This is a genomic window from Mucilaginibacter sp. PAMB04168 (genome assembly GCF_039634365.2).
Classification (GTDB): Bacteria; Bacteroidota; Bacteroidia; order Sphingobacteriales; family Sphingobacteriaceae; genus Mucilaginibacter.
In genome coordinates this window covers 1,146,586-1,172,089 of record NZ_CP155079.2, presented here as the reverse complement: position 1 = coordinate 1,172,089, position 25,504 = coordinate 1,146,586, and the positions used below count along the sequence as shown (strand labels likewise).

The following is a 25,504-nucleotide window of genomic DNA, read 5'->3' as shown; positions in this document are numbered from 1 at the left end:
CCTTAACAATTGAAAATCTTTGTGCGATTTTTTGCAGCGGTTCTACTCGTTTTTATGTGCGCATCATGGGGCTTTTATGCACATTATCGCATTAACCGGCTAGCTGTTTTTACCTTACCCAAAGGTATGAGCAGTTTTTATGAGGCTAACATCACTTACATAACCGAACATGCCACCAGTGCCGATAAGCGCCGGTATGTTGACTCGACTGAAATACCCCGACACTATTTTGACGCCGATCATTTTGGGAAAGACCCTTTTCACACTGTACCACAAAAGTGGAATGATGCTATACAGAAATACACAGCCGATACCTTATATAAGTATGGCACCCTACCCTGGACCATTCAGCACAATTATTACCGCCTGGTTGATGCCTTTAAGAATAAAGACACCAGTGCTATATTACATTACTCTGCCTATTTGGGTCATTATGTAGCCGATGCCTGTGTGCCGCTACATACAACGCAAAATCACGATGGGCAGCTTACCCACCAGGAGGGCATACACTCGTTATGGGAAAGCCGCCTGCCCGAACAATTCGGCGACAGCTATTATTACTATGTTGGTAAAGCCCGGTACCTGGAAAACCCACTTTGGCAAGCCTTTATTCTGTGCCGCAGCTCTTACAAAAGCGTCGACTCTGTATTACGCTTACAGCGCCAGTTAGAAAAGACTTTTCCGGCCAATAAAAAGTATGAGATAGTACAGAGAGGTAAACGGAAGGTGAAAGATTATTCGGCCGCTTACTGCCGCGCCTACCATGCACTGCTTAAGGGGATGGTACAGCGCCGTATGCGGGTGGCTGTGCTTAATATAGGCAGCTACTGGTATTCGGCATGGGTTGACGCCGGCCAGCCTGATCTCTACAAACTCATAGACTCAGTACCTAATCTCGTTATCAAGCAAAGATTGGCCCATGAAGTTGCCCTGTATAAAATCGGCAAGATTACAAAGTTACCAGACCTTGGTTTAGTAAACAAACCGGTACCAGCGCCGCCTTTAAGCAGCAGTGCGAGTAAACCTGCTCCGTAAGGCCGCCCATATTGGCGGCAGTAATGATACGGCTACGATACCCAAAGCAATCAACGAAAAATTCTTTTTGAAGAAAGGCACATTACCCAGCAAATATCCCAAAAAGAGGAAGGTAACAATCCAGGCAACGCCGCCTACAATGTTATATAAGCTGTAACGACCAAAAGGCATGCGGCCAACACCAGCCACAAAAGGGGCTATGGTACGTATAATAGGCATAAAGCGGCTAAAAATAACAGCCTTGCCGCCATGCTTGTCAAAAAACGCCTTAGTTTTAAGATAATAGTCCAGCTTGAGCACCTTGTTTTCGGGCTTAAATACCCTTACGCCTAAAAACTGGCCTAGCTGATAATTAACCGTATTACCTAAAAATGCTGCCACAATTAAGATGATGGTGAGCAGGAAAATATCCAAACCTGAGTTACCAGTGGCAATCAATGCACCAGCTGCAAACAGCAACGAGTCGCCCGGCAAAAATGGGGTTACCACAAAGCCGGTTTCGGCAAATATAATTACGAAAAGGATAAGGTAGGTCCAGGCCTGGTACTGGCTGGTAATTTGCACCAAATGCTTATCAATGTGCAAAATAAAATCTATCAGGTCTTTTATAATCTCCAAAGCTCAAAGTTTGAAGCAAAAATAGCAATATTAAGATGAGAAGCTATCTCATAAATAGAAGAAAGGTCCACGCGAGAGCAGGTAATAGTAGAAACCTTGGATTTTAAGTCACTTATCCTATCTTAGAGCCGATAATAATACACGGTTGGTAATCGAATTGAGGTTCATTCAATGAAAGTTTTAAAGATTCTTAGTGTTATAGTGATTCTTGGAATCATTGTTTTTTCGTACTGGATTCATAAATCTCTGAATGCTCCGCATGCACACCATAAGAATAACCAGTATATAAAAATACCACATGGCTCATCGCCCGGTCAGATACTCAATAAACTTACCTCCGAAGGAATTCTTTCTGCCCAAACACCGCTGAAAATATATCTGAAATTTACTGGTACCGGCAATGAGATGCAGGCGGGTGAATATCAATTCGATTCACCAATTACCCCGCTTGAAGTACTGAGAGAACTGAAAAATGGAAGGCTTCGAAATATAAAATTAACTATTCCGGAAGGTTTTACTCGCTTTGATATTGCTAAAAGAATAGCCGGGAAGTTCTCTCAAAATCAACAGGCAGGCGAAAATGCTGCATTGAAACTTATGGAGGATGTTTCACTCATTAAGGATATAGCCCCGAAAGCTAAAAACCTTGAAGGTTATATGTATCCAAACACTTATGATTTCCCACGCTCTGTTACTACTCTAGCTATCATTAAGAAAATGGTTGGGGAGTTTAAAAAGGTTTGGAAGCCGGAGTACACAGCTCGCGCCATCAAATTGAAACTGACACCCCACCAGATAATCACCATTGCTTCTCTTATCGAAACAGAATCGCGATTGAACGAGGAGCGACCTATGGTAGCTTCAGTAATCTATAATCGCCTTAAAAAAGGAATGCCGCTTGGGATAGATCAGACTGCTGTTTATATAGCAAAGATGGAAAATCGTTGGGATGGGATAATTAACAAAAGCGACTTGGAGTCAAATTCTCCGTACAATACCAGAAAGTTTGCCGGGCTTCCCCCCGGCCCTATTGCGTCGGTTTCTGAAAGCTCCATTAAAGCCGCACTTTATCCTGCCACCACAAGCTATTTTTATTACGTTTTAAATGTGGAGAAAAAAGACAAGTCTCATAGATTTTATTCAACTGCTGCAGAATTTGAACGCGGAAAAGCTGCCTATCAAGCTTGGTTGAAGCAAGAGCGTAAATAAACGTTAGCCTCTAACTTCGGTACTATCTTATAATTGTAGGATTATTAGGTACCAGCGCCATACCAAATGCAGCCGTATCAGTAAGTGCACGACCTATTATACCGCGTGAGTATAATGTGTATAGCCTACCGTCCTGTATAGTAATGTTTGCTATTTCGCCCAGGCTATTATTTGATGTATTGGTTGCATATGCCCTGAAGGTATAATTTCCAGGTGGGAGGACCACGTAGTTGGACACTTTACCAAATGCAGCATTTTTGATAACAGGGGCCCCATTGGCCCAAATATCAAAACCGGTACCACTGCGTGGCGACCCGTTGATAAATCGCACCTTTCCACCTTTGCCAATTTCAGGCAGTGGTTCAGTATCGTCTGCAGTTACCAGCGAGCGTAATTTGTACTCAGGGTCGCCGTATAAGCCCATAAAAAACAAGGAGTAACGGGTGTTAGGCTGATATTGAATGGTGTCTCGGCTAAAGATGGAGACAGTATCGCCAACCCTGGTTGAACGTATCTGCAAAGGCTGCGTAGTATTAGTTAAATAAAAGTACGACGGCGTTGCATTATAACGGTAATAAGAGTTTACCCGCTGGTTGTTAATATTCAATTCGATTGGAAATGAATTGGGACTTAAATTAACTACCTGCAACTGCACATTTAAACCGGTTGGGTTAACCGTGTCACTCTTTCCACAAGAGGACAACAAAGGCAAAACTAAAACCAGCAGGTTTAGCGCAAATACGCTGTAGAATATATTTTTACTTTTAAACATCGCCATCAAGTGCTATCTGTTGGTGAGCAAACCCGCCCTGAAACCTTTGCCACTGCCCGAACTAAATAAAGTATACGAGTTGCTAACATTAAGTGTAACAGTGCCCTTGTATAATGGGTCGATACCGGTAGGAGTAAATATCTTGATTTCCTTTTTTCCGTTACCTACCGGTATAAATTTACTAACTGATTTAAATGTAGTAGTTGTAAACCTTAAAGTGTCATTCAAATAAACCTTCAATGCCGGCGCCGCTGGCGACGCTACAACAAACTTTAACTTAGCGTTGGCGGGATCACTCTCTAACGTATCAATTATCTTAAAGGCCGTATTGCGACTAACACCACCCAAAAACAACGAGTAGCGTTGCGAGCTGCCAATCGAATCCAACCGTACAGGAAAAGTGAAAAGTGTATCAGGCGCATCTATTTGCCGGTTATTGTACAAGCGCTTTATAGTAATTACCTGGTTACCCCTTGGCAGTAAAGTGTTACCACTGCTTGCCAGCGGAAAAATACCCGTTAAGCTGCTCATGCGTGTACCGTTCAGGTAATAGTTTACAATAACACTATCGCTTATAGCATTAATTACATTTACGTTAACAGTTGCTTGTAAAGGCACAACCGGATCGTTTTTTACGCATGAGGCCGCTAATGCCAGTGTTAATACTGTAAGAGCACCGATAAAATATAACCTCCTGATCATTTATTTTATAACTGCTTTTTTTAAAGTTTGTTATATAGGCTTAACTAAAAAGTCCGGTTGTATAACCGGACTTTCATTTTGGATTTATAATTTAAGTTTACAACTTAAGCATAGCTATTAAGCATTACCGGCATAACCAGCATCAACACATCCTCATTCTCATCACCACCCTGCGGCAGTAATAAGCCGGCACGGTTAGGGGTCGACATGTGTAAAGCAACCTCTTCACTGCTCAGGTTTTTAAGCATTTCGATCAAAAAGCGGGCGTTGAATCCAATTTCAAGATCCTCACCCTCATATTGGCAACTTAAACGCTCATGTGCCTCGTTGGCAAAATCAATATCTTCTGATGATATGTTTAACTCGCTGCCGCTAACTTTTAAACGCACCTGGTGAGTAGTTTTGTTAGCGTAAATGGCCACACGCTGCAATGAACCCAAAAACGCCTGACGGTCAATAGTCATTTTGTTAGGATTGCTTTGCGGTATAACGGCTTCATAGTCGGGGTAACGCTCGTCAATTAAGCGGCAAACCAGGTTAATGTTACCAAACTTAAAGAAAGCGCTGGTATTATTATACTCTACCGATACGTTCACATCATCAGACGGGAGGGCAGACTTTAGCAGATTTAAAGCCTTTTTAGGCAATATAAACGAAGTGTTGGTCGCAGCCTGCGCATCTTTACGGCGGTAACGCACCAGTTTGTGCGCGTCTGTAGATACGAAGGTTAAGTACTGGGTTGACAGCTGGCAATAAACACCCGTCATGGCCGGGCGCAACTCATCGTTGCTTACGGCAAATATGGTTTTATTGATAGCTTCGGCCAGTACAGAAGCAGGCAGGTTAACTGATGAAGCGTTTTCAACCACCGGAATTTTAGGAAAATCCTCACCATTTTCGCCGCTCAGCTTATACTTACCGTCGCCGGCACTTATTTCAATGGCAAAGGTTTTATCATCAACCGAAAAAGCAATAGGTTGCTCCGGCAGTGATTTTAACGTATCCAGTAAAATACGCGATGGAATTGCAATACGACCATTCTCTTTAGCTTCAACCGATAATGACGTGGTCATGCTGGTTTGCAAATCGGTGGCCGATATGGTTAAGTTGCCGTCTTTTATCTCAAATAAAAAGTTTTCCAGTATAGGCAACACGGTACTGTTGCTTAAAGCACCGCTTACAGCCTGCAATTGCTTCAGTAATGTTAATGTCGAAACAATGAATCTCATACAACAATTTTAATCAACCCAAAAGTATAAAATTTAATGAGCATACTTACGCTTGCGGTAATAATGTTGAAAAATTGCAAATATCAACACAGCAGCCAACGGCACCACTGTATTCACAACCTGCCAGTAAATTTTCTCGTTACGTAGCCGGGCACGGTTTAGCAACCGCAATTTAATTTCCTTATTACGTAAGCTGATTAAGCCCGAGTCATCGGTCATGTAATCTGCTATATTCAGGAGCAAGTTTTTATTGCCAAATGTTTGCTGACTATAACGATCAAAACCCAATGGAAAAGGTGAACCATCGCTACCTATTTGGTTCTTGAAAATATCGCCATCGCTCAATACTATCATTTTGGCCTGCTTGCTGGTGTTTAAAACGGTGATACTTTCCGTTACGCCTTCCGGCACTGGCCGGTTAGTATAGTTAGACGCAAAACTTCCTTCCAGCAACACACCGGTTACCTTGGGCACACTTTGAAAATCGCGCGGATTTGGCTCTTGCTCCAAAGCCTGTAACGATAAGGCATGCGGAGTAGTAATTTTTTGGTTGTAAGGTGATGAACTTAGCAACACTGTTTGCTTTTGGCCTTTAACCGGCAATAAATCAATGGTGCTGGCAAACTCACTGCGTATCCCTTCCAGGTTTTTAACAACCGGGTGCTTTGCCAGCGGCATAAACACCGGGTAAAAGAGCCAGGGCAGCATTTGTATTTGTGCCTGCCCACCTACATTACCGGTACTTACAGGTATTTGTGCGCAGTTTAAGTCGGCAATTAGGTCATAGTTAATACGTACACCGTAACGAAACAACTGATCATCCAGATTAAGCTGTTTGTTGAATGCCAGTTGCTCGCCTCCATGTCCGCGCATACTGTCTAACTCGGCACTTACCTGGTCAATAGCCCATAAAATGCGGCCGCCCTGCATCAGGTATTGGTCCAGCTTAAACTTTTCCACTTCTGTGAAAGACTTTTGAGGCTTGGGCACCACCAGCAGTTTAAGCAATTTAAGGTTGTTAAACGGAATGCTCTGTAAATTAACCCGGCCAACTTCAAATCCATCCGATAACGTTTTCAAAGCATCATTGAGCTGCATATCGTTCAACTCCCCGTGCCCGTCGGTAAATCCAATACGCGGACGCCCACCGCTAGTTGCCTTTTTAATGGCCGATGTAAAAGCGTATTCCAGGTTTTGTATAGAGTTGTTCAGCACTTCATCCGGCGATAGGCCAATGCGTGTTTGCAGCAGCTTTACCCCTACCTGCCTGTTGCCCGAACCAACCGAAGCAGCCGGAAAAATAATCTTTTGCGATACGCCATTGTCTGTTTTTACACTAAGGTTGGTGGCCTCAACACCCTGAGCCTGCAAATCCTGCATAGTTTGCTCCTGTTCCTGCTGGTTTAATCCCTCAAGCGGATTTACAAATTCATACGTAAAACCATTATGACTATAGGCCCGTAAATCGTTCAACATATCGCGCGTAGCCTGTTGCAGGCGGCGCATGCCACCAGGCAACTCTTTGTCCTGCAAGTAAACCTTTACATGAAGAGGCTGCTTTAAATTGCCCATTATGTTACGGCTCACATCTGATAAAGTGAAACGTTTATCGGCAGTAAAATCGATACGAGTATAAATAAATTGCGATAGTATGCCCAACACCAGCAACACTGCTGCTAATATTGGTACAGCCGTATATTTTAACGGCTTTTGCCTTTGCATGGCTATTACCAGTAAGGTTAAACCTAAAAATATGCCCGATAGGATAATGAAGTATATCAGATCGCCGGAGCTCAAAACACCCCGCCCCACCGCATCAAAATGTGCAGCTATACCAGCGTTTTGTATGTTAGTATTTTGTAAGGACAATAGTCCGCTTAACGAATTAAAGCCGCTGTAAAAGAAGTAGCTTAAAAAAACAGCTATAGTAAAAGCAATAATCTGGTTTTTGCTAATTGAGGATGCAAACAACCCTATAGCCACAAACGCCGCCCCCAGCAAAAACAAACCGATGTATGAACCTATTACAGCACCGGTATCCAGATTGCCTTGTGGATTGCCAAGCACCGATACCGAATATACATACATTAACGTAGGCAACAGGGCAAACACAACTAACAACAGGCAAGCCCAATATTTACCCAGCACAATTTGCCAATCGGTTAACGGGCGCGTGGCCAGCAGTTCCAGCGTACCCTCGCGGCGCTCCTCAGCTAATGACCGCATGGTAATGGCCGGAATTAAAAACATGAAGAGATAGGGTGCAGTGCTGAAAAGATTTTCCAGGCTGGCATATCCATACTCTAAAATGCTCGACTCGGGGAATACCCACAGCAACAAGCCCAGCACCAGCAAAAACACGCCTATGGTAACATAAGCCACCAGCGAACTAAGGTATGAGCTAATTTCTTTTTTGAGGATGCTGAACATATATGAATATAAAATAGCTTAGCGCCTAAAGTTGTTTGCTAAAAAGCCAACTGTATCACTCTGAAAACACAACGTACTTATTAATAGATATTTACAATTGAATGCAACACGGCATACTTTTACTTACCACTCTAAAAACCAAAACGATAAGCTGCCCTTATGGCAAATTGCTGCAAACGATTTTTAGACCAGTCTTCGTATCGCAGGCCCAAGTCAAGTAAATTGCTTTTACTGCTTCCTACCGGAATCAGTAAACCGGTACCTAAAGAATACGTGAATAGGTTTCCGCTGCCATTAAAGTTAGTGCTTGTATTGTTGGCAATAATGGTTCCCAGTTCAAGCTCGATGTAAAAGCGAGGGTCGAGGTAGTATTTAAAACCGCCTTTTAAGGGAATGTAGCTGTCGGCCCCAGGTTTAATGGCGCTTCCTATCAGAAAACTTTTATAGCTGAAGCGATTGTACGCACCCGTAAGTACCAGATTTACCTTGGCCAGCACAGGTAATTCAAACTTAGCCGAAACACCATAACCTATATTGTAAGCGCTGCGTTGGGCAATATTAAGTTCGGGCCCTATACTTAGCGCCATAGTGTTGGCGCGTTCCTGGGCTGCGGCCGGCATGCCTTTAAAAAGCAGCAAAGCCAGCAGGAAATAATAATTTTTCATGTAAAGTTTATCTCTGGAAATAAGTGGTCAAATTAAACACATATCTGTTTAAAACAAAAGACCCGGCTACTTATTTGCAGCCGGGCCTTTTCTCTAGCATTATATTACTTATAAGCCAAATTTGTATGCAATACGGAAAGCTACCTGACCGATGTTGCCACCGTCTTTTGACCAGCCTTCGTACCGAGCGCCAAAGTCAATATCATGCTTATCACTAACGGGGAAAGAAACGCCTAAACCCGGTGCATATAAAAATGCAGTGCCGGTGCTCATGTTAGTACCAATACGTGCACCTACTTCTGCCTCTCCATAAACATTTGGCGAGAAGAAGTACTTACCACCTACCTTTACCGGAACAAAGCCTAAGTAAGTATCAGCACCTAAAGCTTTCAAGGCATCTTTATAAGGCTTTTCGTAATAATAGCTAATATAACCTGCAGTAACCGTAAAGTTGAATGCTGATGCAACCGGTATTTCAGCCTTACCACTACCACCAAAGCCTATGCTAGTACCGTTGGCAAAGTTTCCGGTCGGAACACCAAAGTCAAGACCAATGCTTAATTTAGGACCGCTTGTTGAAGCTGATTTAGTTTGTGCGAATGCACTGGTTAATAAACCGGCTGCTGTAATAGCAACCATTAATAGTTTTTTCATGATGATAATGTATAGTGTTAAATGGGGGGCAAATTTAGAAATATTATCATAAATGGCTAATGAGCTATTGTCATCAATATTTAAATAAGTGAGGAGCTTGTGGTATAGATTTTGCTAATTGAAACCAAATTTCAATCTTACACTACACATTATGAAAAAAATTTTTCTCTTAGCCGCAGTAGCACTTGGACTATCAACGGCGCAAAGCTTTGCACAATCTAGCTACAAAAACAGCTTAGGTTTGGGAATTGATTTTGGAGACGGCTCCACGTTGGTTGGCCCCACTTACAAGCACTTTTTTACCGGTAAAGATGCCGTACAAGCCGACTTGTTGTTTAGTGACAATACAGTATGGCTGGGTGGCTACTATCAGTATCATCAATCCTTTGCCGAAGCACGTGAATTGAAATGGTATGTAGGCTTAGGCCCTCAGTTTGCCTTTGTAGATGGCTACTATGAAAACTACACTGTAGTTATGTTACGCCCTATGGTTGGTTTAGATTACAAAATTCCTAAAGCACCAATTGCCTTAAACTTCGATTGGCGCCCAATGGCTCAGCTTAATCATGGCTCCGGCTTTGAAGCTGCACGCTTCGGACTAGGTCTCCGTTTTACATTCAAATAAAATATACGTATAAAGAAAAAGGTGGTTGATAACCGCCTTTTTCTTTATAGTTCTTTACCAATTTTCTGTTAATTGGTTAAACTGATAAATATATCTTCGAGGCTCTTACCACTGTGCTTTTCCTTTAAGCCGGGCAGGCTATCATCGGCCACAATTTTGCCTTTTTTAATAATTACAACTTTGCTGCAGGTGGCCTCCACCTCCTGCATAATATGCGTTGACAAGATTACGGTTTTGGTTGCACCTAAATCTCTGATCAGCTGCCTGATGCCAATGAGTTGGTTAGGGTCCAAACCCGAGGTGGGTTCGTCCAAAATTAAAACTTCAGGATCATGCAGAAGCGCTTGGGCAAGGCCTACCCGTTGCCGGTAGCCTTTTGATAACTGACCAATCTTTTTATGCTGCTCAGGGCCTAACCCGGTTTGCTCAATTACTTGTGCAATACGCCTGGACGATTCATTCAATTGATGAATATCAGCAACAAAGCCTAATGCCTCCTTAACATACATATCCGTATATAGAGGATTGCTCTCGGGTAGGTAGCCAATACAACGCTTTACCTCTATAGATTGGGTAGCCGTATCAAACCCGCATACACTGGCTTTGCCCGATGTTTGCGGTATAAAGCCTGTTAGCATCTTCATGGTAGTTGACTTGCCGGCTCCGTTAGGACCTAAAAACCCAAGTACTCCGGGCATTGCCGTAAAGCTTATACCATCAACTGCTTTTTGCTCACCATAAAGCTTGGTTAATCCCTCAACAAAAATACTCATAGACGGTAAAATTAATAAGCATACCCTATAATCAAAGCATACACCGAAACATTACTAACAGGGTACCTGCGCTTAAAGTTTGAATACCTTAATTATACCATCCTAAAAATAATCCAATCCAAACAAAGCCCCTACTCAATTTGTGATTAAAGCAATATTAATAACCAATAGTAAATATCCATTGCTATAATGAAAAGCATTAACCAACTTATGCAGTCTTTAACCGGCATTGATGCCGGTTGTAACCGCCGCGAATTTTTAGAGACGGCCGGTAAAGGCCTTGTTGCAGCTACTGTTATTGGCGAGCTGGCCTCATGCACTGCTGAGGCACAAAATATGAGTGGCGCCGGCACCCGCAAAGCTTTAGCAGATACCATAAGAGTTGATGTACCCAGTCAGCATGCCCCTACCGAGCGTAAGCAGGAAAGCGGCGCTACCATGCTACCCCCAAAAGAACGTATTGGTTATGCTATTGTAGGCATAGGCGAACTAACCATGGGACAGATTATGCCGGCTTTTGGTTCCTGTAAATACGCTAAGCCGGTTGCATTGGTAAGCGCCGATGCGGCTAAAGCCAAAAAAGTAGCCGCACAACACGGCATCCCCGAAAAAAATGTATACAACTATCAAAACTTTGATGAGATAAAAAATAATCCCGAGATAGATGCCGTATACATTGTATTGCCTAATAGTATGCATGAAGAATTTACTGTAAGAGCTGCAAAGGCGGGTAAGCACGTACTTTGCGAAAAGCCAATGGCTAACTCGAGCAAGCAGGCACAAAACATGATTGAAGCCTGTAAAAAAGCCGGCAAAAAGTTAATGATTGCCTACCGCATTCAATACGAACCACATAATAAGCTGATGATGCAGTGGGTACGCGAGAAGCACTTTGGCAAGGTAAAGGTTATCAACTCCGTAAACGTGCAAAACATCGGCGACCCTAATCAGTGGCGCTTAAAGAAGGCGCTTGCCGGCGGCGGTTCATTACCCGACATTGGCTTGTATTGCATTAATACCAACCGTTATTTAACAGGAGAGGAACCTTACCAGGTATCAGCTATGATGCATACCGATGCCAACGATCCGCGCTTTAAAGAAGTGGAAGATAAAATAATGTGGCAAATGTATTTCCCAAGCGGCACTATCGCCAATAATACGGCTGCCTACAGTGTGCACGACTCCAAGCATTACCGCTGCTATGCCGATAACGGTGGTTGGTTTGGCATGGACCCTGCCTTTAACTATAATGGCTTAAAAATTGAAGCCTCGCAAGCGCAGGGTACGCAGGAGATTAAGCAAAATATTATTGTAGGCGAAAAGCAGCAGTTTGCTCTGGAAATGGACCACTTTGCCCAATGCATTATGGAAAACAAAGAACCCTACACACCTGGTGAGGAAGGCCTTCAGGACCATAAAATAATGGAAGCCATTTATGAATCGGCCCGTAGCGGCAAACCGGTTAAACTGGAAAATATTACAACGATAGATACTTTTCGTAATGAGGCTAATGCGCCGAAGGAAAGCTGATATTTATTTAGAAGCGAGAGAGAAAAACTAAGAGACAGAGCCAGGATCTCATAAAATTTTAAGCGAACAGAGCAGAAAACACTTGTTTTCTTGCTCTTGCATTTTGGCTCTCAAAACTATTTATTACGCTCGGTAGTATACCTTACTAACTGCTCTAAACCTGTACGTGCCTCGCCTGGCTCAAAGGTATTCAGAATGTCGAATGCCTCATTTTGATATTTTTGCATTTGGCTTTCGGCATAAGTCAATCCGCCGGTTTCTTGTACAAATTTGATGATTTGCGCAATCTTTTCCGGATCATCTCTATGGTTCTTTACCAAACTGATGATGCGCTTGCGCTCGGCTTTGGGACCGTTATTAAGCGCATAAATGAGCGGAAGAGTTATTTTCTTTTCTTTGATATCAATACCCAGAGGTTTACCTACATCATCGGTACCAAAATCAAACATATCATCCTTAATTTGAAATGCAATACCAATCTTTTCACCAAAAAGACGCATTTTCTCGATCGTCTCTGCATCGGCGCCGGCAGATGCAGCACCGCAAGCACAGCAAGAGGCAATCAATGACGCTGTTTTCTGGCGAATCACTTCGTAATAAACACTTTCATCAGTATTGGTTTTTCGTGCTTTTTCTACCTGCAACAATTCGCCCTCGCTCATTTGCTTAACCGCATTAGAGAGAATTTTAAGCAAGTCGAAGTCGTTATTATCCAAGGAAAGCAGCATGCCCTTAGTAAGCAAATAATCACCTACTAAAACGGCTATTTTGTTTTTCCATAAAGCGTTAATGGAAAAAAAGCCCCTGCGCTGGTAAGAGTTATCTACCACATCATCGTGCACTAGCGACGCAGTGTGAACCAGTTCGACCAGGGCGGCGCCGCGATAGGTGGCTTCGTTAATACCTCCACATAGCTTGGCTGCAAAAAATACAAACATGGGCCTAATCTGCTTACCCTTTCGCTTTACTATGTAATGCGTAATGCGATCAAGCAACGGAACAGAGCTTTGCATCGATGCCTTGAACTTTTCCTCAAAAACATCAATCTCGGCAGCAATAGGCTTTTTAATCTCTTTAAGGTTCAGCATTGAAAACTTAGCAACCTGTTTGTACTACACATGCCATTGGGGCATACCGGCGCAAACATAGGCAAAATTATTTTCAGGAAACTGTTTAAACAACGTTATTTTGAGACACATTAAACCAATGATATAGAGAGCAGTCATACTAATGTGTTTGCCTGAAGGTTGCAGGTGTGCATAGGGTTATATTTAGTTGAAGTTTTGCTAGCGGAGCCTTTTATAAGGCTTCGCTTTTTTATTGCGTTTACAGCCCGATTATTATACATTTGCAAACCTTTTTAGGGAGAGGTGTCTGAGTGGTCGAAAGAGCACGCCTGGAAAGTGTGTATACGTCAAAAGCGTATCGAGGGTTCGAATCCCTCCCTCTCCGCCAAACAAAAAAACCGCCAAAGAGCGGTTTTTTTGTTTATACGGTACACTCTAAGCGAAGTACGTAGAACTTAGGTATACTACAACAGCATTATTGGAAGTTTTAGTTCTTCGCTAAAACCAATAACAACCAATATCTGAAATTCCATTATTAGCTGAGACGAATACTTCTGCTTGGATAAAGCTTATTTGTTATTTTCCAAAGCTATAAACTTATTTGCATAGCGCCTTCCCAATTCTTGTGCAGACCGGCGATCAAAATGTAGGTGATCACCCTTATGGGCTAAGCTTTCTGTTGTTACAACGGCCGTACCTTTTACAGTCTGTGGAAGTTTAACAATCTGCGCGTTGAAAAATTCAGCATTTTTGTGAAACTCACCTATTTGACCTGCTACAAAGGGAAGATTTGGGTTGCCGACTAAGTCGCGGATACGGAATATTAATTCCGCAATTTGCTGTAAATATAGGCTGGCCTTATCAACACTCGAATTAGATTCACCCTGATGCCATATTACGCCCTTTACTACGCCATACTTCATTGCTTCCTTTATACGAGCTACGGCATCATCATAAGGATGCGTTTTGGTGGCCGCATCATAAGCTCCCGGTATCCAATGTTCAATTGGGGTACCTCCTACTGCACAAGGCACTAAGCCAATTTTTACGCCGTGATGAGCCTTTGCCATTTGGATGCCAAAAGTTAATCCAGGCCCCACACCGGCTACACTAGGTTTATCAAAGTGAAGTGGATGCCTGGCTAGCACCCACTTCATGTCTTGGTTAAGTACAAACACATTATCGTTACCCTCATTTTTTTGTTCCTCGGTTATCGGTCCTCGGCCAGCCATGTTAGACTGTCCCATAAGCAGGTATATTTCCATAGATTTTGTTGCTGACACCTGACCAATCGCAAATGATAAGCTGGCAAATAAAATGACGGTAGAGATTAGTGTGATTCTTTTCATGATGTTAATTTGTTATACTCAGGTCATCAATATAAGCAGAAATACCTGTGTAGCTAGAGCCTGTTTCGACTGAAAATGAGTCGATGTACCCTGCGTTAGCTTTGAACGGCACTGCCGAAACCTTTAAAGTTCCGTTTACATAAATGTCGAATGTTTGAGCGACAATGTTGATAGCTAATTTAACGGTATACCATGTATTAGCCGAAACAGGCTGAACGGCTACGCGGGTGTTAGATGCGTTCACATAACTTAACTGATTACTGGTACTGTTGTACGCAGTGGCCAGCTCTATAGGTACTACGCCATTACACAGCACGCGATAACGGTTGAATTTATTAGTGTTGTTTTCGTTAAATTTATACTCGATGTTAAGTGTATTAAACTGCGCATTAAAACTTCTTTTGACCGATACGGTGCCCGAACTGCTGTTATCAGTTAGCAATATACTTTTATTAGTTGCTGATGGAATATCAGCAATAATCGCATTGGTGCTTACGCCATTTAACACCAACCAGTTAGCAGGTGCGTTGCTCGTTGTTTGATTGTTAAAATCATCAGTAAATGGCACGGTAGCTGCCGTACCGCCTGGCAAGTTAGTGTATGATAACGCTTTAAAGGCATTATAGGCATCAAACTTGGTTACCTGGAGCGTGCTGCCGCTTAAACACTTTTGGGTAAGGCCAAAGCCATTTACACAACTCGACTCATGCAAATTATACCAAAAAATTGGCCTGATTGGATTGAGGTTGTTAACCAAGGCATACATCGTTTGCGTACAGTAAGTGGCTTTGGTAGCCTCATCGGGCACATTAGAAGTGTATGACCAGTTAGGATTGCTGTTATAACCTATTTCAGTTATCCAGATAGGTTTTTGGTTGTGCGGCGATGGCCACGAGGCCTGTAGGGCCTTAAATTCATTTAACGTACTGATTACACCAGCCGGACTGCCAGCATAAGGATGAAAATTTAACTCATCCATATAAGCGTAGGCACCTTCGGCTTTTAACCTGGCCATAAAGGCTTCAAAATGGTAATTAGAGAGGCCGCCTAATAACACTACAGCGTTAGGATCAACCGATTTAATGGCATTATAGCTTCGTTGCAGGTGTAGGATATATTTGTGCACGCCTACGTTATAAGGTGTAGTTGGATCTGTTGATCCCTCGCCTACACGATCGCCTAAATCCCAAGAATTGGCCTGGTTGGGCTCATTACCAATTTCCCAGTATTTAATCCGGTCCTTATAACGCTCAACGGTTGCTTTCAAAAAGTTTTCGTTCAAAATCTCCTGTGCTTCGGTACCGTAATCTCCTTCAGGAGCGCCCTTTGAATAACGCATTAAAATACTGGCTCCAGCTTCAAGCGCAGCATCTACTTTCGGGTCTACAGTTGCGGTATACGACTGGCCTACTTTAAATGCCAACCTCACCCAGTCAACGCCTAAATCATCCAAGTCAGCGATATCGCTGGCTACACCAGCTGCATTATAAGGGCCCGCATCGGTACCACCACCCCACTTTTGCCAGGGGCCACCCCATGTCATGCCTTTCCATTTGGTTAAGTCGTTTAAGGGAGGAGTAAAGGTTGCAACAGTTTTACCATTGCCGGCAACCTCTTCATTGTTGTCTGGAATTGCCGATTTTTTACACGCTACTGCCAAGCAGCAACATGCCACCAGCATGCTGAATAATTTCTTCATAGTTGTTTAAAATGTTGATTGGTTTATAATTGCCGCTACCGGCTCAGATTATACCCGCAGCGGATTAAACAAATAAACTGTTTTGAAAAAAGACTCATTTGCTGATTTAACCATATCTATTGCTGAAACGAATTAATACTAATAAGAAGTAGATTTTTCTGCAGTCAACTCATGCTTAACTGAAAACAACGATAATTAACGGCGCTGGATGCGTATAGCATTGATGATTGGCTTGCCGTGTAAGGCTTGAAATGCAACATTAATTCCCTTTTTTTCGGAGACCTGTAATAGGAATGATCGTTGTACCAGCACACGTGTGCCAAAATCTTGCAGCAGGTTAAGATTATTAATGACAACCTTTCCGTTTAAAACAACACTAAATATGCGCTCCTGGCTTTGTTGTTGAGCCTGCGTACCAATGTCATTAATCAATGTATTTCGTGCTACGCCGGGATCGGCAAACTCCAGGATAACCTCATATTCACCGTCGGCTACATCAAACTGGTAAGCTTGCGCATCAACTCTTAGCGTTTGATAAAGGGGGTCTTGCCGGGTTTGTGCAATTTGCAATTGGTGGCCTATTCGGTTGGCTACCGGACGGTAAATATTGCCATTTATATAACCCCAATTACCTTTCTGATACCGCTTATCGGGTTCAAAAATGTAATTCCTGTCCGTATCATAGTACCATACATTACTCCCACAGTTAATGCCAATAGAAAAAGCCGTGTCTTGTTTAAGCTGAAACGGCCTGATTTGCATGTCGACACCAGCATAATCAACAACTTTTTCATTGTTGAATACTGCTTGAGCCATTAATTGATTTTGGCCTGAGTTCAAAGGAACTTTAAATACAGTCGAACAGTTTTTTACCTGCTGCTCGCCTATTAAACGCCCATTGCAATATAGTTGCACATTGGGGGCATTCGTATAAACCTTTATTTCGTTGTTTACTGCATTATTATTCCCTTCTTGGGCCTGCATTTTTCTATCCGGCCAGTCGCGGGTGGCAATATGTAGTACAGGCCGTTTTATTTGAAAAAATGCCTGGTAATAATAAAACACATCTTTTTTACGACGATCAAAAAACACAATACCTTTATTATTTATACGTGGCATTGTTTCTTCGCGTACTTCGCTACCAAAATCGGCCAGCAACCAGGCCGCAGAACCGGCAAGCCAGTCACGCTTTTGCATAGCTTTTAGATAATATTCTATAAACTGCTGCTGCCATTGCATGCTAAAGTCAAACTGCTCGGGGGCTAAAGTATTGATACGTCCATCACTTCCCGCACCGTATTCGCTAATAATATGTGACCGTTTGGGGTAGCGTTGGTGCTGCTCGTCAATAAAGCGGTCAAATGCAGCAAAATCATTACCATACCAACCCGAATACAAATTCCATCCAACCACATCAGTAATCTCTCCGAGGTTATACTTATTATACACCTCATCGCCATGAAAAGCTATAGCGGTTAATCGAGCAGGATCTTCTGTTTTAGAGAGCTGATTAAGCTCTTTCGCAAGAATCTGCGTTTGACGGATAGCTTTTTGTTGCGAAACCGAGTCTGTGTAGTGCCGGAAAAGACCGATCAAAATTTCATTCATAAAACCCCAGAATATCACTGATGGGTGATTAAAATTTTGCCTGATCATCTCCAACTGCTGGTTTTTGCTGTTTGCAGCATAAGCGGCCGACGTATCAATAAAATCTACGTTGGGGGTTTCCATCCATACCAGCAACCCCAAACGGTCACAAGCATCCAGTACTGCTTTATCCTGTGGGTAATGGGCTAGCCGGGTAAAGTTAGCGCCCATTTGCTTTAACAGTTTCATATCCTGTTCATGCCGCTCATCAGGAAGTGCGCTGGCCAAACCTTCCACATCCTGATGCCGGCAGGCCCCGTTTAATTTTAACGGTTCGCCATTCAAAAAAAAGCCTTTGTCGGGCGTAGTTTTAAACCAGCGTATACCAATAGCATTGGATACAACTTCACATACTATACCGTTTTGCACAATCTCCGTTTTTACCTGATATAGCCAGGGATGATCGGGATGCCACAGTTTGGGCTTGCCTATATTAGGCATATTTGTACTAAAACCAGTTTCTTTTCCAGATTTAACATTCAACTTGGAAGTGCGGGTTGATAGAAGCTCTCCATCCGGACTATACAAAGAATTGCGTACGCTTACGCTAGCTGTAGCTTTGCCCTCGTTAACTATATGCGCTTTAATAGTTATTTGCGCTGTTTCGGCACTTACTATTGGAGTAGTAATTTGTACATTTTCGGCACCGTAAGTGTAGGCTATATGCAAAGCCTTTTTTTTGATGAGCCACACATTACGATATATGCCTCCGTAACGGGTAAAATCTCCTGACAGAGGGGCCACTTGCGGGTTTGGACTATTATCCGCCTTTACCGCAATTACATTCTCTTGCTGATGATTGACGTAATCGGTAATATCCAGTAAAAACGCTGTATAGCCCCCTGCATGTTTACCCGCCAATTTACCATTCACATAAACTTCGGCGGTGAGCAATACGCCGTCAAACTTCAGGTAAATACGCTCTTGCGGAAGTACTGCTATGTTTAAGAATTTGAAATACCACCCTGCACCCTTGTACATGGCTGTGTATTTACCAAAAGCATCCTCGCGGTTCCAGGTATGTGGCAAGTTTACAGGATTTGCAACAGCCTTGATTTCACCTATTCCGGGGTTGGGGTTAGTAAACACACCCTTGTAAAAAAACCAGTTACTGTTTATTTTTTCAATAACCTGAGCATGCAATTTTGCCTGCCCTATGCAGACAAGCAGGGTGCAAAGCAACAGCTTGAAGTAGTAATTGAAGCGCATTAACTTAATTCTTATCCCATTTAATGACCAAAGTTTCCTCGGGCAATATAGAAACTAACTTGCCGTTTACAGCACCGCCCGAGTTAGTATACAATAATTGAGACTTATACTCACTTTTTGAACCAGCCAGCGTTAGCTCCTTTTTTTGTCCTGATTTGTTAATGATAACCGTTAAGTAGCTATTGCCTGACTTCAGGGTTTTCATCATCATATCTTTTTCCAGGTTTGGAAAACGAAAAGCAACATCCTTTAAGTCAACCTCATTGCAAAGCAAATTACCTAAATTATTATAGTCGTTTTGCAGCCGGCTTCCTAATCCTAATAGTGAGGGAATCCAAAGTGTTTTCCCTTTGCCGTAAGTGTTTTTTAATGCGATTACCTCGTTTCCGACCTTACCTAACGACTGCCCCGTAGCGGGTTCAATGTAACCTTGCCAGGCATGTGCTTTAAAATCCTGTGTGTAACCGTTCAACTTTACATTGTATAAGGTGTCGCGCATTTTGTACTCTTTAATCACTCCTCCAAATAAATCTTTAAGCGGAAATTTATTATTCATTACACAGATAGCATTTTCATCGTAGTAAGCGGTTGAGCCATCCGCAATTAACTTACCCCCTTTTTGTACAAAGCTTTTGAGTTTGGAATAATAAGCGGTGGGTATAGCAATTTGGTTAGACAGAATGATTGTTTTACCTGTATAATCATCGCTGCCAAAATCAAATTCGGCTATCTCTTTCATATTGGACTGTAAGCCTAACTGACTTAGAGCTTCAAAATAGGCCAGTGCCGATTTCATAACCGCTCCGGGTTTTCGGGCCTCAAAATCGTTGGCAAAATCGAGCGATTGTTTCTTTTCCACCCACATACTTTGACGAACATACAAGATATTGATGCCCGACTCCTGTACCTGTGCATTTGCAAACAGCTGTGCATGAGCACCTATGATATTAGTGATTTGACCAATAGCCAGCATACGATCACTCGGCTGGTTTTGAAAGTTGAGCAGAGCCCACTCACCGGCTTCGATGCCCGACATACGCGGGTTTAGGCACCAAAATATAGCACCTTTACTACCTGTTGCCAATGTAGTCCAGATCCATTGGCTTATTTCCTGACTGGTTGGACACATGGCTTGGTTACCGCTAAAAGTATTGTTTCCGCCTTGCAGTTCGGTCATCAACCAAGGTATTGAACCCGCTCCTGAACGCAGAATTTCGCTGTTTGCTGACAAGGCCATGGCATACTGATTCCGTTTAAAGTAATCAAAATGCCAGCTTGCATGGGCTGAGCCACCCAGGCTTGTTAAAAAAGTACGCCATTTCGGAAAGTCGTATTCGACTGCATTTTTAAAAATGGCATGGTTGTTTACATGCACCGGGCGACCATTATCATACCTATGTATTTCATCGGTAAGCCACTTTAAAAACCAGGTATTATAATCTACCAAAAAACGTTCGTCGGCAAAATCGAAATGCACATAGCTGTTTTTGTTAAAAGCGGCTACGGGCTGCAGTTTCTTCCACTCGGCCAGTTTTAAATTGGTAAACTCCTGTTTAGGGTAATGCCCGCATCCAGGCTCGTTAATGGGCACCCAACCATAAAGCGATTTAAATTGTTTAAAATGCCCAGCCAGATTTTTGATGTAATTGCTGATACTTTTTAAGTGCGCCTCGCTCCGCGGAAACTTGAAGCCGCCCACATCATCAAAATCGGTAGCCGGAAATAAATTGGCATATATCTTAATATTATATTTTTCTCCTGCTTTAAAGGCTCTGTCAAACAAACTATAGTCCCAGCTACCGTCGGGCTTGTGCATATAGCTTTCAAACATGCGTATGCGGGTAATAGTCATGCCACACTCTTTCATCCGCTTAAACCAGGTGTCTACATCGTTTTCATTTTGGCCCGGCTCTATAAACACTTCAGCTCCGATTAACGGCACCTCATTCACCGACACCTGCGCTGATACATTGATCCCATAGAAGAAGCACCCTAATACCATTAAGAAGCTTAAAAGACTTTTATTTACTAGTGGTGCCATTATTCAGTATAGTTTAAATCTTTGCCAAAAGTTTCTTCCATTTGCCATAGCGCCAAGGCTGCCAACGCCAGGGTTACCAATCCCACTATCCAGGCGCTGGTAACCAAGTTGGTGGCCGTACCCAATTGCTGAAAAAAGTAAGTAAGCGGCACTACAGCGCCCCGTACAAAATTGGGCACCGTAGTAGCTACGGTTGATCGCAGGTTGGTGCCAAACTGTTCGGCCGCGATGGTAACAAACATGGCCCAAAACCCAATTGAAAAACCGCCAACCAGGCATATTGCATAGAAGTAAGTGGAGCTGGCTGATGAAAAAGTAAGATAAAGCGCAATACTGATCATCGTAAACGCCATAAAAAGCGCCACTGCTTTTTTACGGCTGTTCAAATACTGGCTAACCAGCCCGCTACTAATATCGCCAATGGCCATACCTATATAGCAGTACATTACAGCAGTGCCAGAACTTGCCGCGAAGGAAAGCCCCATAGCGTGGCTCAGCTCGGGCGAAAAGGTGATCAGGATACCAATAACGAACCATATAGGCAACCCTATGGCAATACAGCGTATGTATTTAAAAAATCGCTTGGCACTGGTAAACAAAATCAGGATGTTGCCTTTTTCTACTTTGGCCTGCTGGGTAGCCTGGTATAAATGAGATTCGGCAACGCTTATGCGTAACAGCAGCAATAGCATGCCTAAGCCGCCGCCAATGTAATAAGTTGTTCGCCAGTCAAAATACTTAGCTACGAAGTAAGCTAATACGGCGCCCAATAAACCTACTGAAGCTACCATAGCCGTACCGTAACCCCGCACCTTTTTAGGTAAAATTTCGGCTACCAGCGTTATGCCTGCCCCAAGCTCGCCGGCAAGGCCCACACCGGCAACAAAACGCAATATGGCATATTGTGTAATGCTGGTAACCATACCATTCATTATGTTAGCAACAGAATAAATAAGTATAGAGCCAAACAGTACAGAAAGCCTGCCCTTTTTATCACCCAGTATACCCCATAATATGCCACCCAACAGCAAACCTATCATTTGTACGTTTATCAATAAAATACCGTCATTCATCATGTTGGTGCTGGCCACACCTATACCTTGTAAACTGGAAATACGTACAATACTAAAAAGCAACAAATCGTATATATCAACAAAATAGCCCAGCGCCGCTACTATAACCGGCGCTTGCAATAGCAATGGCCATATGCGCTTGTCTGTTATTTTGGTTTCAACCTCTACTAATTCCATTTTTTATTTGATAGATAATTTGAGTACCTGCATGGCATCTTTTTGCCGTTGCCTTACAAACTGCATGGCCTTGGCAGCTTTGTTGCGTGCTGCCGTGTAATTATTATGAATATGAAATAAGGCTTGCTGCATAGTAGCGGTGTCGTCCTTATCTATATCGAACAGCCACTCAGGCAGGCCAATATCTCTAAACATCCAGCCCTTTTTACCAAAGCTAAATGGGCATGTATGTATGACGGGCACGCCTACAGCCAAAGCCATAATGAGCGAATGCGGCTCCATTCCCATCACTACCCGGGCCCTTTTATAAACCGATAGTGCTTCATCAGCATTCCAAAACTCATGGCGGTGAACCAAGTAGGGCTTTACGTCATCAGGCTGCTGGTCGTACACCAAGGCTTTGGCTGCCGTAATTTCTTTAAAGGCTTCGGGAGCCAACAAAACTTTCTTTTTTGTTTGGCGTACCCAGGCGGTAACCAATGCATTAATTTTGGCAAAACGCTCACGGTCCAACTCCTGCTGTTCGGGCGTAGGTTGGTAGGGGTTTAATTTATCCTTGTTGTTTGCGGTAGCTTCGGGTTTAGGTGTATAACTTCGGATGATGAGCGCCATGAAATCATTGTCCTGCAAACCATTTGCTTTTAAATAGGCTAAGCCTTTCGGCTCGTCAAGAGTATCAATGCCGAAGCATCCATCGGGGCCAAACTCCATTACTGGCGCTTTAATACCATTTTCCTTGATATACTTTAACGATTCCCCATCGCGGCAATAAATAAAAGCGGCTTTGTTAAGCACGGATGCAAATACATAAGGGCTGGGCTGGGCCCATAAGTCAAACGAATGACCAAACATGCCATAAGGCTTACCCAGCTTCTGGCAAATGAAGAACTGGCTCATTAAACCCATTAAACCATTCCATTCATAGTTAAATAGTCCGTAATTAAAGTGCATGCCCGAGTTATATAAAAAGAAATCGGTCTGCTCAAAGGCCTGTAAAATATCAGAATTTAAGGGTGCTCCTTCCCCAGAGGTTAGTGTACCTTTGATAATCTTTAATTTGGGAAAGCGCCGGAGCAGCATGCTTTCAACCTCGGCATTTATGATAACCGGCCATAAGGTAATCTCAGCATCAGGCAGGTACTCTTCCAATACATGCAGTGTGCCAGGCGTATGGCCGATATCACCAATGTTTGAAACCGCCCAAGCCGAACGCAACAAGATACGTTTAGGCGCCATAGCTTTTACCGATTCCAAGGCATCCGTTTGCATACCATTGTTTGGTTCTTTTATCGCTGAAAGAGCGGCATGAGGTAACAGAAAAGTACCTGCCAGCGCTTTGCCAGATGTTTCAATAAATTGTCTTCTGTTTACTGACATGTATATTTTATGGTTTAACCGGTTTCACATAGTCCTGATCGGGCAATTTTTTTTTTACCAGTGCCGAAAAAAATCTGAAGTGGTTGAGGATAGTATATTTCCAGTAATTAGGTTGGTGGCGTCCGGGCTGGGCGCTAAACAGCGCTTTTATTTTTAGCGAGTCACACCGCTCTCTAAACTTTTTGTTGGCTGGATACAGGTAGTCTTCGGTGCCGCAGTCAAAAATCAAATATTTGCCCCCTACCTTTTCTGCTGTTAGCTGGTTGATGCTTGAATACTCATCAAACTGCTTGTTATTTTCGGCATAAGTACCCAGTATTTCGGATAAGCTTTTGTTCTTGTAAGATGAATAGCGCAGGTTAAGTACGCCGGAGGTGCTCCCTGCACTTAAAAACAGGTTTGGGTGCCTCAGAAAAAGCCACATAGCGCCATGCCCGCCCATGCTGTTACCGGTAATAAAAACTTTACCTGTATCTACGCTGGCTTTGCGTTTCAGTTCGGGGAAAAACTCGTTTATAAAAAAGCTCTCCCACTGCATACCGTTTTTGTCGGGCGCATTCATGAACCAACTGCTGCGTAAACCGTCGGGGCAGGCTATAATAAACCCGTATTCGTCGGCCAGGTTTTGTAAGTTAGCCAGGTATCCCCATGCCTTGTAGTTGCCGCCATGCCCATGCAGCAAGATAACGGTAGGATAGGTTTGCCCATGCGCATACTGTTTGGGTTTATACAAACGAACGGTATCGTTCACGTGCAGGTAGGCTGATTTGATCACCATCAATTCCTGCGCATTAGCGCGGTTACTCAATTGAATAAATAAGAAAAGGTATAATAGCAGCTTTTTCATTGCTTGGCATATATGGCAACCCAATCAATTTCAACCAGGCCCCGTGCGCCTGCGTCAGGACACGGTGAACCCACGCACGACTCGGATTGCAAGGTCATGCGCATAGGTTTAGTGGGGACTTCCGCTCTTTCAGAAGTGCCGAATATCTTATCGTCTAATTTGAAAACTACTTTTCCGGGCGTCCACTCGCAACTGAAGGTGTGCCATTGGCTCATATCCACTTCGGGTATTTTGAATTCGTCTTGCTTACGTGGCGCGCCTTCAAAATGTAAAAAAGCTGCTGATGCGTTTTGATCATGCCCCTCTGCAAAATCTATCTCACCATCATTCCAGTTGTTGCTTTTGGGCCAAAGCAACCAGGCATACTTGTAGCCTGGTGCTGCTACATACTTAAACCGCACGCTGTACTTACCATACAACTGACTTAAGTAAGCTCCATCCTTGAGGGGACTTATTGCAGCCGACATGCTGATACCGTCTTCAGTATGCAGATCCTCTCGTAGAATGCCATCTTTAACACTAATTACTTTTGAAGGATAGTACTTGCCGGTAGGCGGCCGGTTGGTTACTCCGGTTCCGTCTTTGTATACACTCCATTTGTTGCCATAAGCGTTTCCCGGAAAGGCGCCTAACGGAACATCTGTTTTAAAGTCTTCCAAAAACACTTGTGTCCAGCCCGCCATATTACCTTGTGGAGGTTGGTTTACACCGGTTACCTGCGCTGTAGCTATTACCGCTGCAAATGCTAACATGACCATCATTATCGCACTCTTATT

21 protein-coding genes and 1 tRNA gene are annotated in these 25,504 nt (G+C 43.2%); 5 read left to right on the top strand and 17 right to left on the bottom strand.

Annotation, left to right across the window (positions count from 1 at the left end):
* Window positions 1-126: 126 nt before the first annotated feature.
* Complete coding sequence (locus ABDD94_RS05020; RefSeq protein ID WP_345954938.1) at window positions 127-1,035, top strand: zinc dependent phospholipase C family protein; 909 nt, start codon at window positions 127-129, stop codon at window positions 1,033-1,035.
* Here the strand turns inward: ABDD94_RS05020 and ABDD94_RS05015 are convergent.
* Entirely contained in the window at window positions 1,003-1,653 is a 651-nt protein-coding gene (locus ABDD94_RS05015) for a DedA family protein (protein ID WP_345948628.1), read from the bottom strand. The genes ABDD94_RS05020 and ABDD94_RS05015 overlap by 33 nt on opposite strands.
* Before the next feature lie 171 nt (window positions 1,654-1,824).
* Between ABDD94_RS05015 and mltG the strand changes: the two genes are divergently transcribed.
* On the top strand, window positions 1,825-2,862 hold the full coding sequence (gene mltG / locus ABDD94_RS05010) for an endolytic transglycosylase MltG (RefSeq protein ID WP_345954937.1): 1,038 nt from the start codon (window positions 1,825-1,827) through the stop codon (window positions 2,860-2,862).
* A 22-nt stretch (window positions 2,863-2,884) separates the two neighbouring features.
* Here the strand turns inward: mltG and ABDD94_RS05005 are convergent, their stop codons facing one another.
* From ABDD94_RS05005 to ABDD94_RS04980, 6 genes are all read right to left on the bottom strand, one after another.
* Entirely contained in the window at window positions 2,885-3,634 is a 750-nt protein-coding gene (locus tag ABDD94_RS05005; RefSeq protein ID WP_345954936.1) for a DUF4397 domain-containing protein, read from the bottom strand.
* Window positions 3,635-3,646: 12 nt separating this feature from the next.
* Window positions 3,647-4,336 (bottom strand): DUF4397 domain-containing protein, encoded by a 690-nt coding sequence (locus tag ABDD94_RS05000; RefSeq protein WP_345954935.1) that lies wholly within the window; start codon window positions 4,334-4,336, stop codon window positions 3,647-3,649.
* A 104-nt stretch (window positions 4,337-4,440) separates the two neighbouring features.
* Window positions 4,441-5,565, bottom strand: a complete 1,125-nt coding sequence (dnaN, locus tag ABDD94_RS04995; protein WP_345948632.1) for a DNA polymerase III subunit beta — start codon at window positions 5,563-5,565, stop codon at window positions 4,441-4,443.
* Between the two features lie 33 nt (window positions 5,566-5,598).
* A complete protein-coding gene (gene gldG, locus ABDD94_RS04990; RefSeq protein ID WP_345954934.1) occupies window positions 5,599-7,995 on the bottom strand; it encodes a gliding motility-associated ABC transporter substrate-binding protein GldG in 2,397 nt (798 codons plus the stop codon).
* Between the two features lie 131 nt (window positions 7,996-8,126).
* Window positions 8,127-8,660, bottom strand: a complete 534-nt coding sequence (locus tag ABDD94_RS04985; RefSeq protein ID WP_345954933.1) for a hypothetical protein — start codon at window positions 8,658-8,660, stop codon at window positions 8,127-8,129.
* 108 nt (window positions 8,661-8,768) lie between these two features.
* Window positions 8,769-9,314, bottom strand: coding sequence for a hypothetical protein (locus tag ABDD94_RS04980; RefSeq protein WP_345948635.1), 546 nt, complete (start codon window positions 9,312-9,314; stop codon window positions 8,769-8,771).
* Between the two features lie 151 nt (window positions 9,315-9,465).
* Between ABDD94_RS04980 and ABDD94_RS04975 the strand changes: the two genes are divergently transcribed.
* Window positions 9,466-9,939, top strand: a complete 474-nt coding sequence (locus tag ABDD94_RS04975; protein WP_345948636.1) for a hypothetical protein — start codon at window positions 9,466-9,468, stop codon at window positions 9,937-9,939.
* A gap of 68 nt (window positions 9,940-10,007) precedes the next feature.
* Here ABDD94_RS04975 and ABDD94_RS04970 read toward each other — a convergent pair whose 3' ends face one another.
* Complete coding sequence (locus ABDD94_RS04970) at window positions 10,008-10,712, bottom strand: ATP-binding cassette domain-containing protein (protein ID WP_345954932.1); 705 nt, start codon at window positions 10,710-10,712, stop codon at window positions 10,008-10,010.
* A 189-nt stretch (window positions 10,713-10,901) separates the two neighbouring features.
* On the opposite strand from ABDD94_RS04970, the gene ABDD94_RS04965 reads away from it, so the two are divergent.
* A complete protein-coding gene (locus ABDD94_RS04965) occupies window positions 10,902-12,242 on the top strand; it encodes a Gfo/Idh/MocA family oxidoreductase (RefSeq protein WP_345954931.1) in 1,341 nt (446 codons plus the stop codon).
* A 116-nt stretch (window positions 12,243-12,358) separates the two neighbouring features.
* Here ABDD94_RS04965 and ABDD94_RS04960 read toward each other — a convergent pair whose 3' ends face one another.
* Window positions 12,359-13,330, bottom strand: coding sequence for a polyprenyl synthetase family protein (locus ABDD94_RS04960; protein WP_345954930.1), 972 nt, complete (start codon window positions 13,328-13,330; stop codon window positions 12,359-12,361).
* 276 nt (window positions 13,331-13,606) lie between these two features.
* On the opposite strand from ABDD94_RS04960, the gene ABDD94_RS04955 reads away from it, so the two are divergent.
* Window positions 13,607-13,697 (top strand) — tRNA-Ser (locus ABDD94_RS04955).
* Window positions 13,698-13,878: 181 nt separating this feature from the next.
* On the opposite strand, the gene ABDD94_RS04950 is transcribed toward ABDD94_RS04955, so the two are convergent.
* The 8 genes from ABDD94_RS04950 to ABDD94_RS04915 form a co-directional block, all read right to left on the bottom strand.
* The gene (locus ABDD94_RS04950) at window positions 13,879-14,658 is read right to left on the bottom strand and encodes a sialate O-acetylesterase (RefSeq protein WP_345954929.1); all 780 of its coding nucleotides are present in this window, start codon (window positions 14,656-14,658) and stop codon (window positions 13,879-13,881) included.
* Window positions 14,659-14,662: 4 nt separating this feature from the next.
* On the bottom strand, window positions 14,663-16,357 hold the full coding sequence (locus ABDD94_RS04945) for a glycosyl hydrolase (protein ID WP_345954928.1): 1,695 nt from the start codon (window positions 16,355-16,357) through the stop codon (window positions 14,663-14,665).
* Window positions 16,358-16,552: 195 nt separating this feature from the next.
* A complete protein-coding gene (locus tag ABDD94_RS04940; RefSeq protein WP_345954927.1) occupies window positions 16,553-19,213 on the bottom strand; it encodes a glycoside hydrolase family 2 TIM barrel-domain containing protein in 2,661 nt (886 codons plus the stop codon).
* A 4-nt stretch (window positions 19,214-19,217) separates the two neighbouring features.
* A complete protein-coding gene (locus ABDD94_RS04935; RefSeq protein ID WP_345954926.1) occupies window positions 19,218-21,254 on the bottom strand; it encodes a beta-galactosidase trimerization domain-containing protein in 2,037 nt (678 codons plus the stop codon).
* Window positions 21,254-22,504: an MFS transporter gene (locus ABDD94_RS04930; protein ID WP_345954925.1), complete on the bottom strand. Its 1,251-nt coding sequence runs from the start codon at window positions 22,502-22,504 to the stop codon at window positions 21,254-21,256. The genes ABDD94_RS04935 and ABDD94_RS04930 overlap by 1 nt, the downstream gene beginning before the upstream one ends.
* 3 nt (window positions 22,505-22,507) lie before the next feature.
* Window positions 22,508-23,881: a polysaccharide pyruvyl transferase family protein gene (locus tag ABDD94_RS04925; RefSeq protein WP_345954924.1), complete on the bottom strand. Its 1,374-nt coding sequence runs from the start codon at window positions 23,879-23,881 to the stop codon at window positions 22,508-22,510.
* 7 nt (window positions 23,882-23,888) lie between these two features.
* Window positions 23,889-24,728: an alpha/beta hydrolase family protein gene (locus ABDD94_RS04920; RefSeq protein ID WP_345954923.1), complete on the bottom strand. Its 840-nt coding sequence runs from the start codon at window positions 24,726-24,728 to the stop codon at window positions 23,889-23,891.
* Window positions 24,725-25,480 (bottom strand): glycoside hydrolase family 16 protein, encoded by a 756-nt coding sequence (locus ABDD94_RS04915; protein WP_345954922.1) that lies wholly within the window; start codon window positions 25,478-25,480, stop codon window positions 24,725-24,727. The genes ABDD94_RS04920 and ABDD94_RS04915 overlap by 4 nt, the downstream gene beginning before the upstream one ends.
* Window positions 25,481-25,504 lie beyond the last annotated feature (24 nt).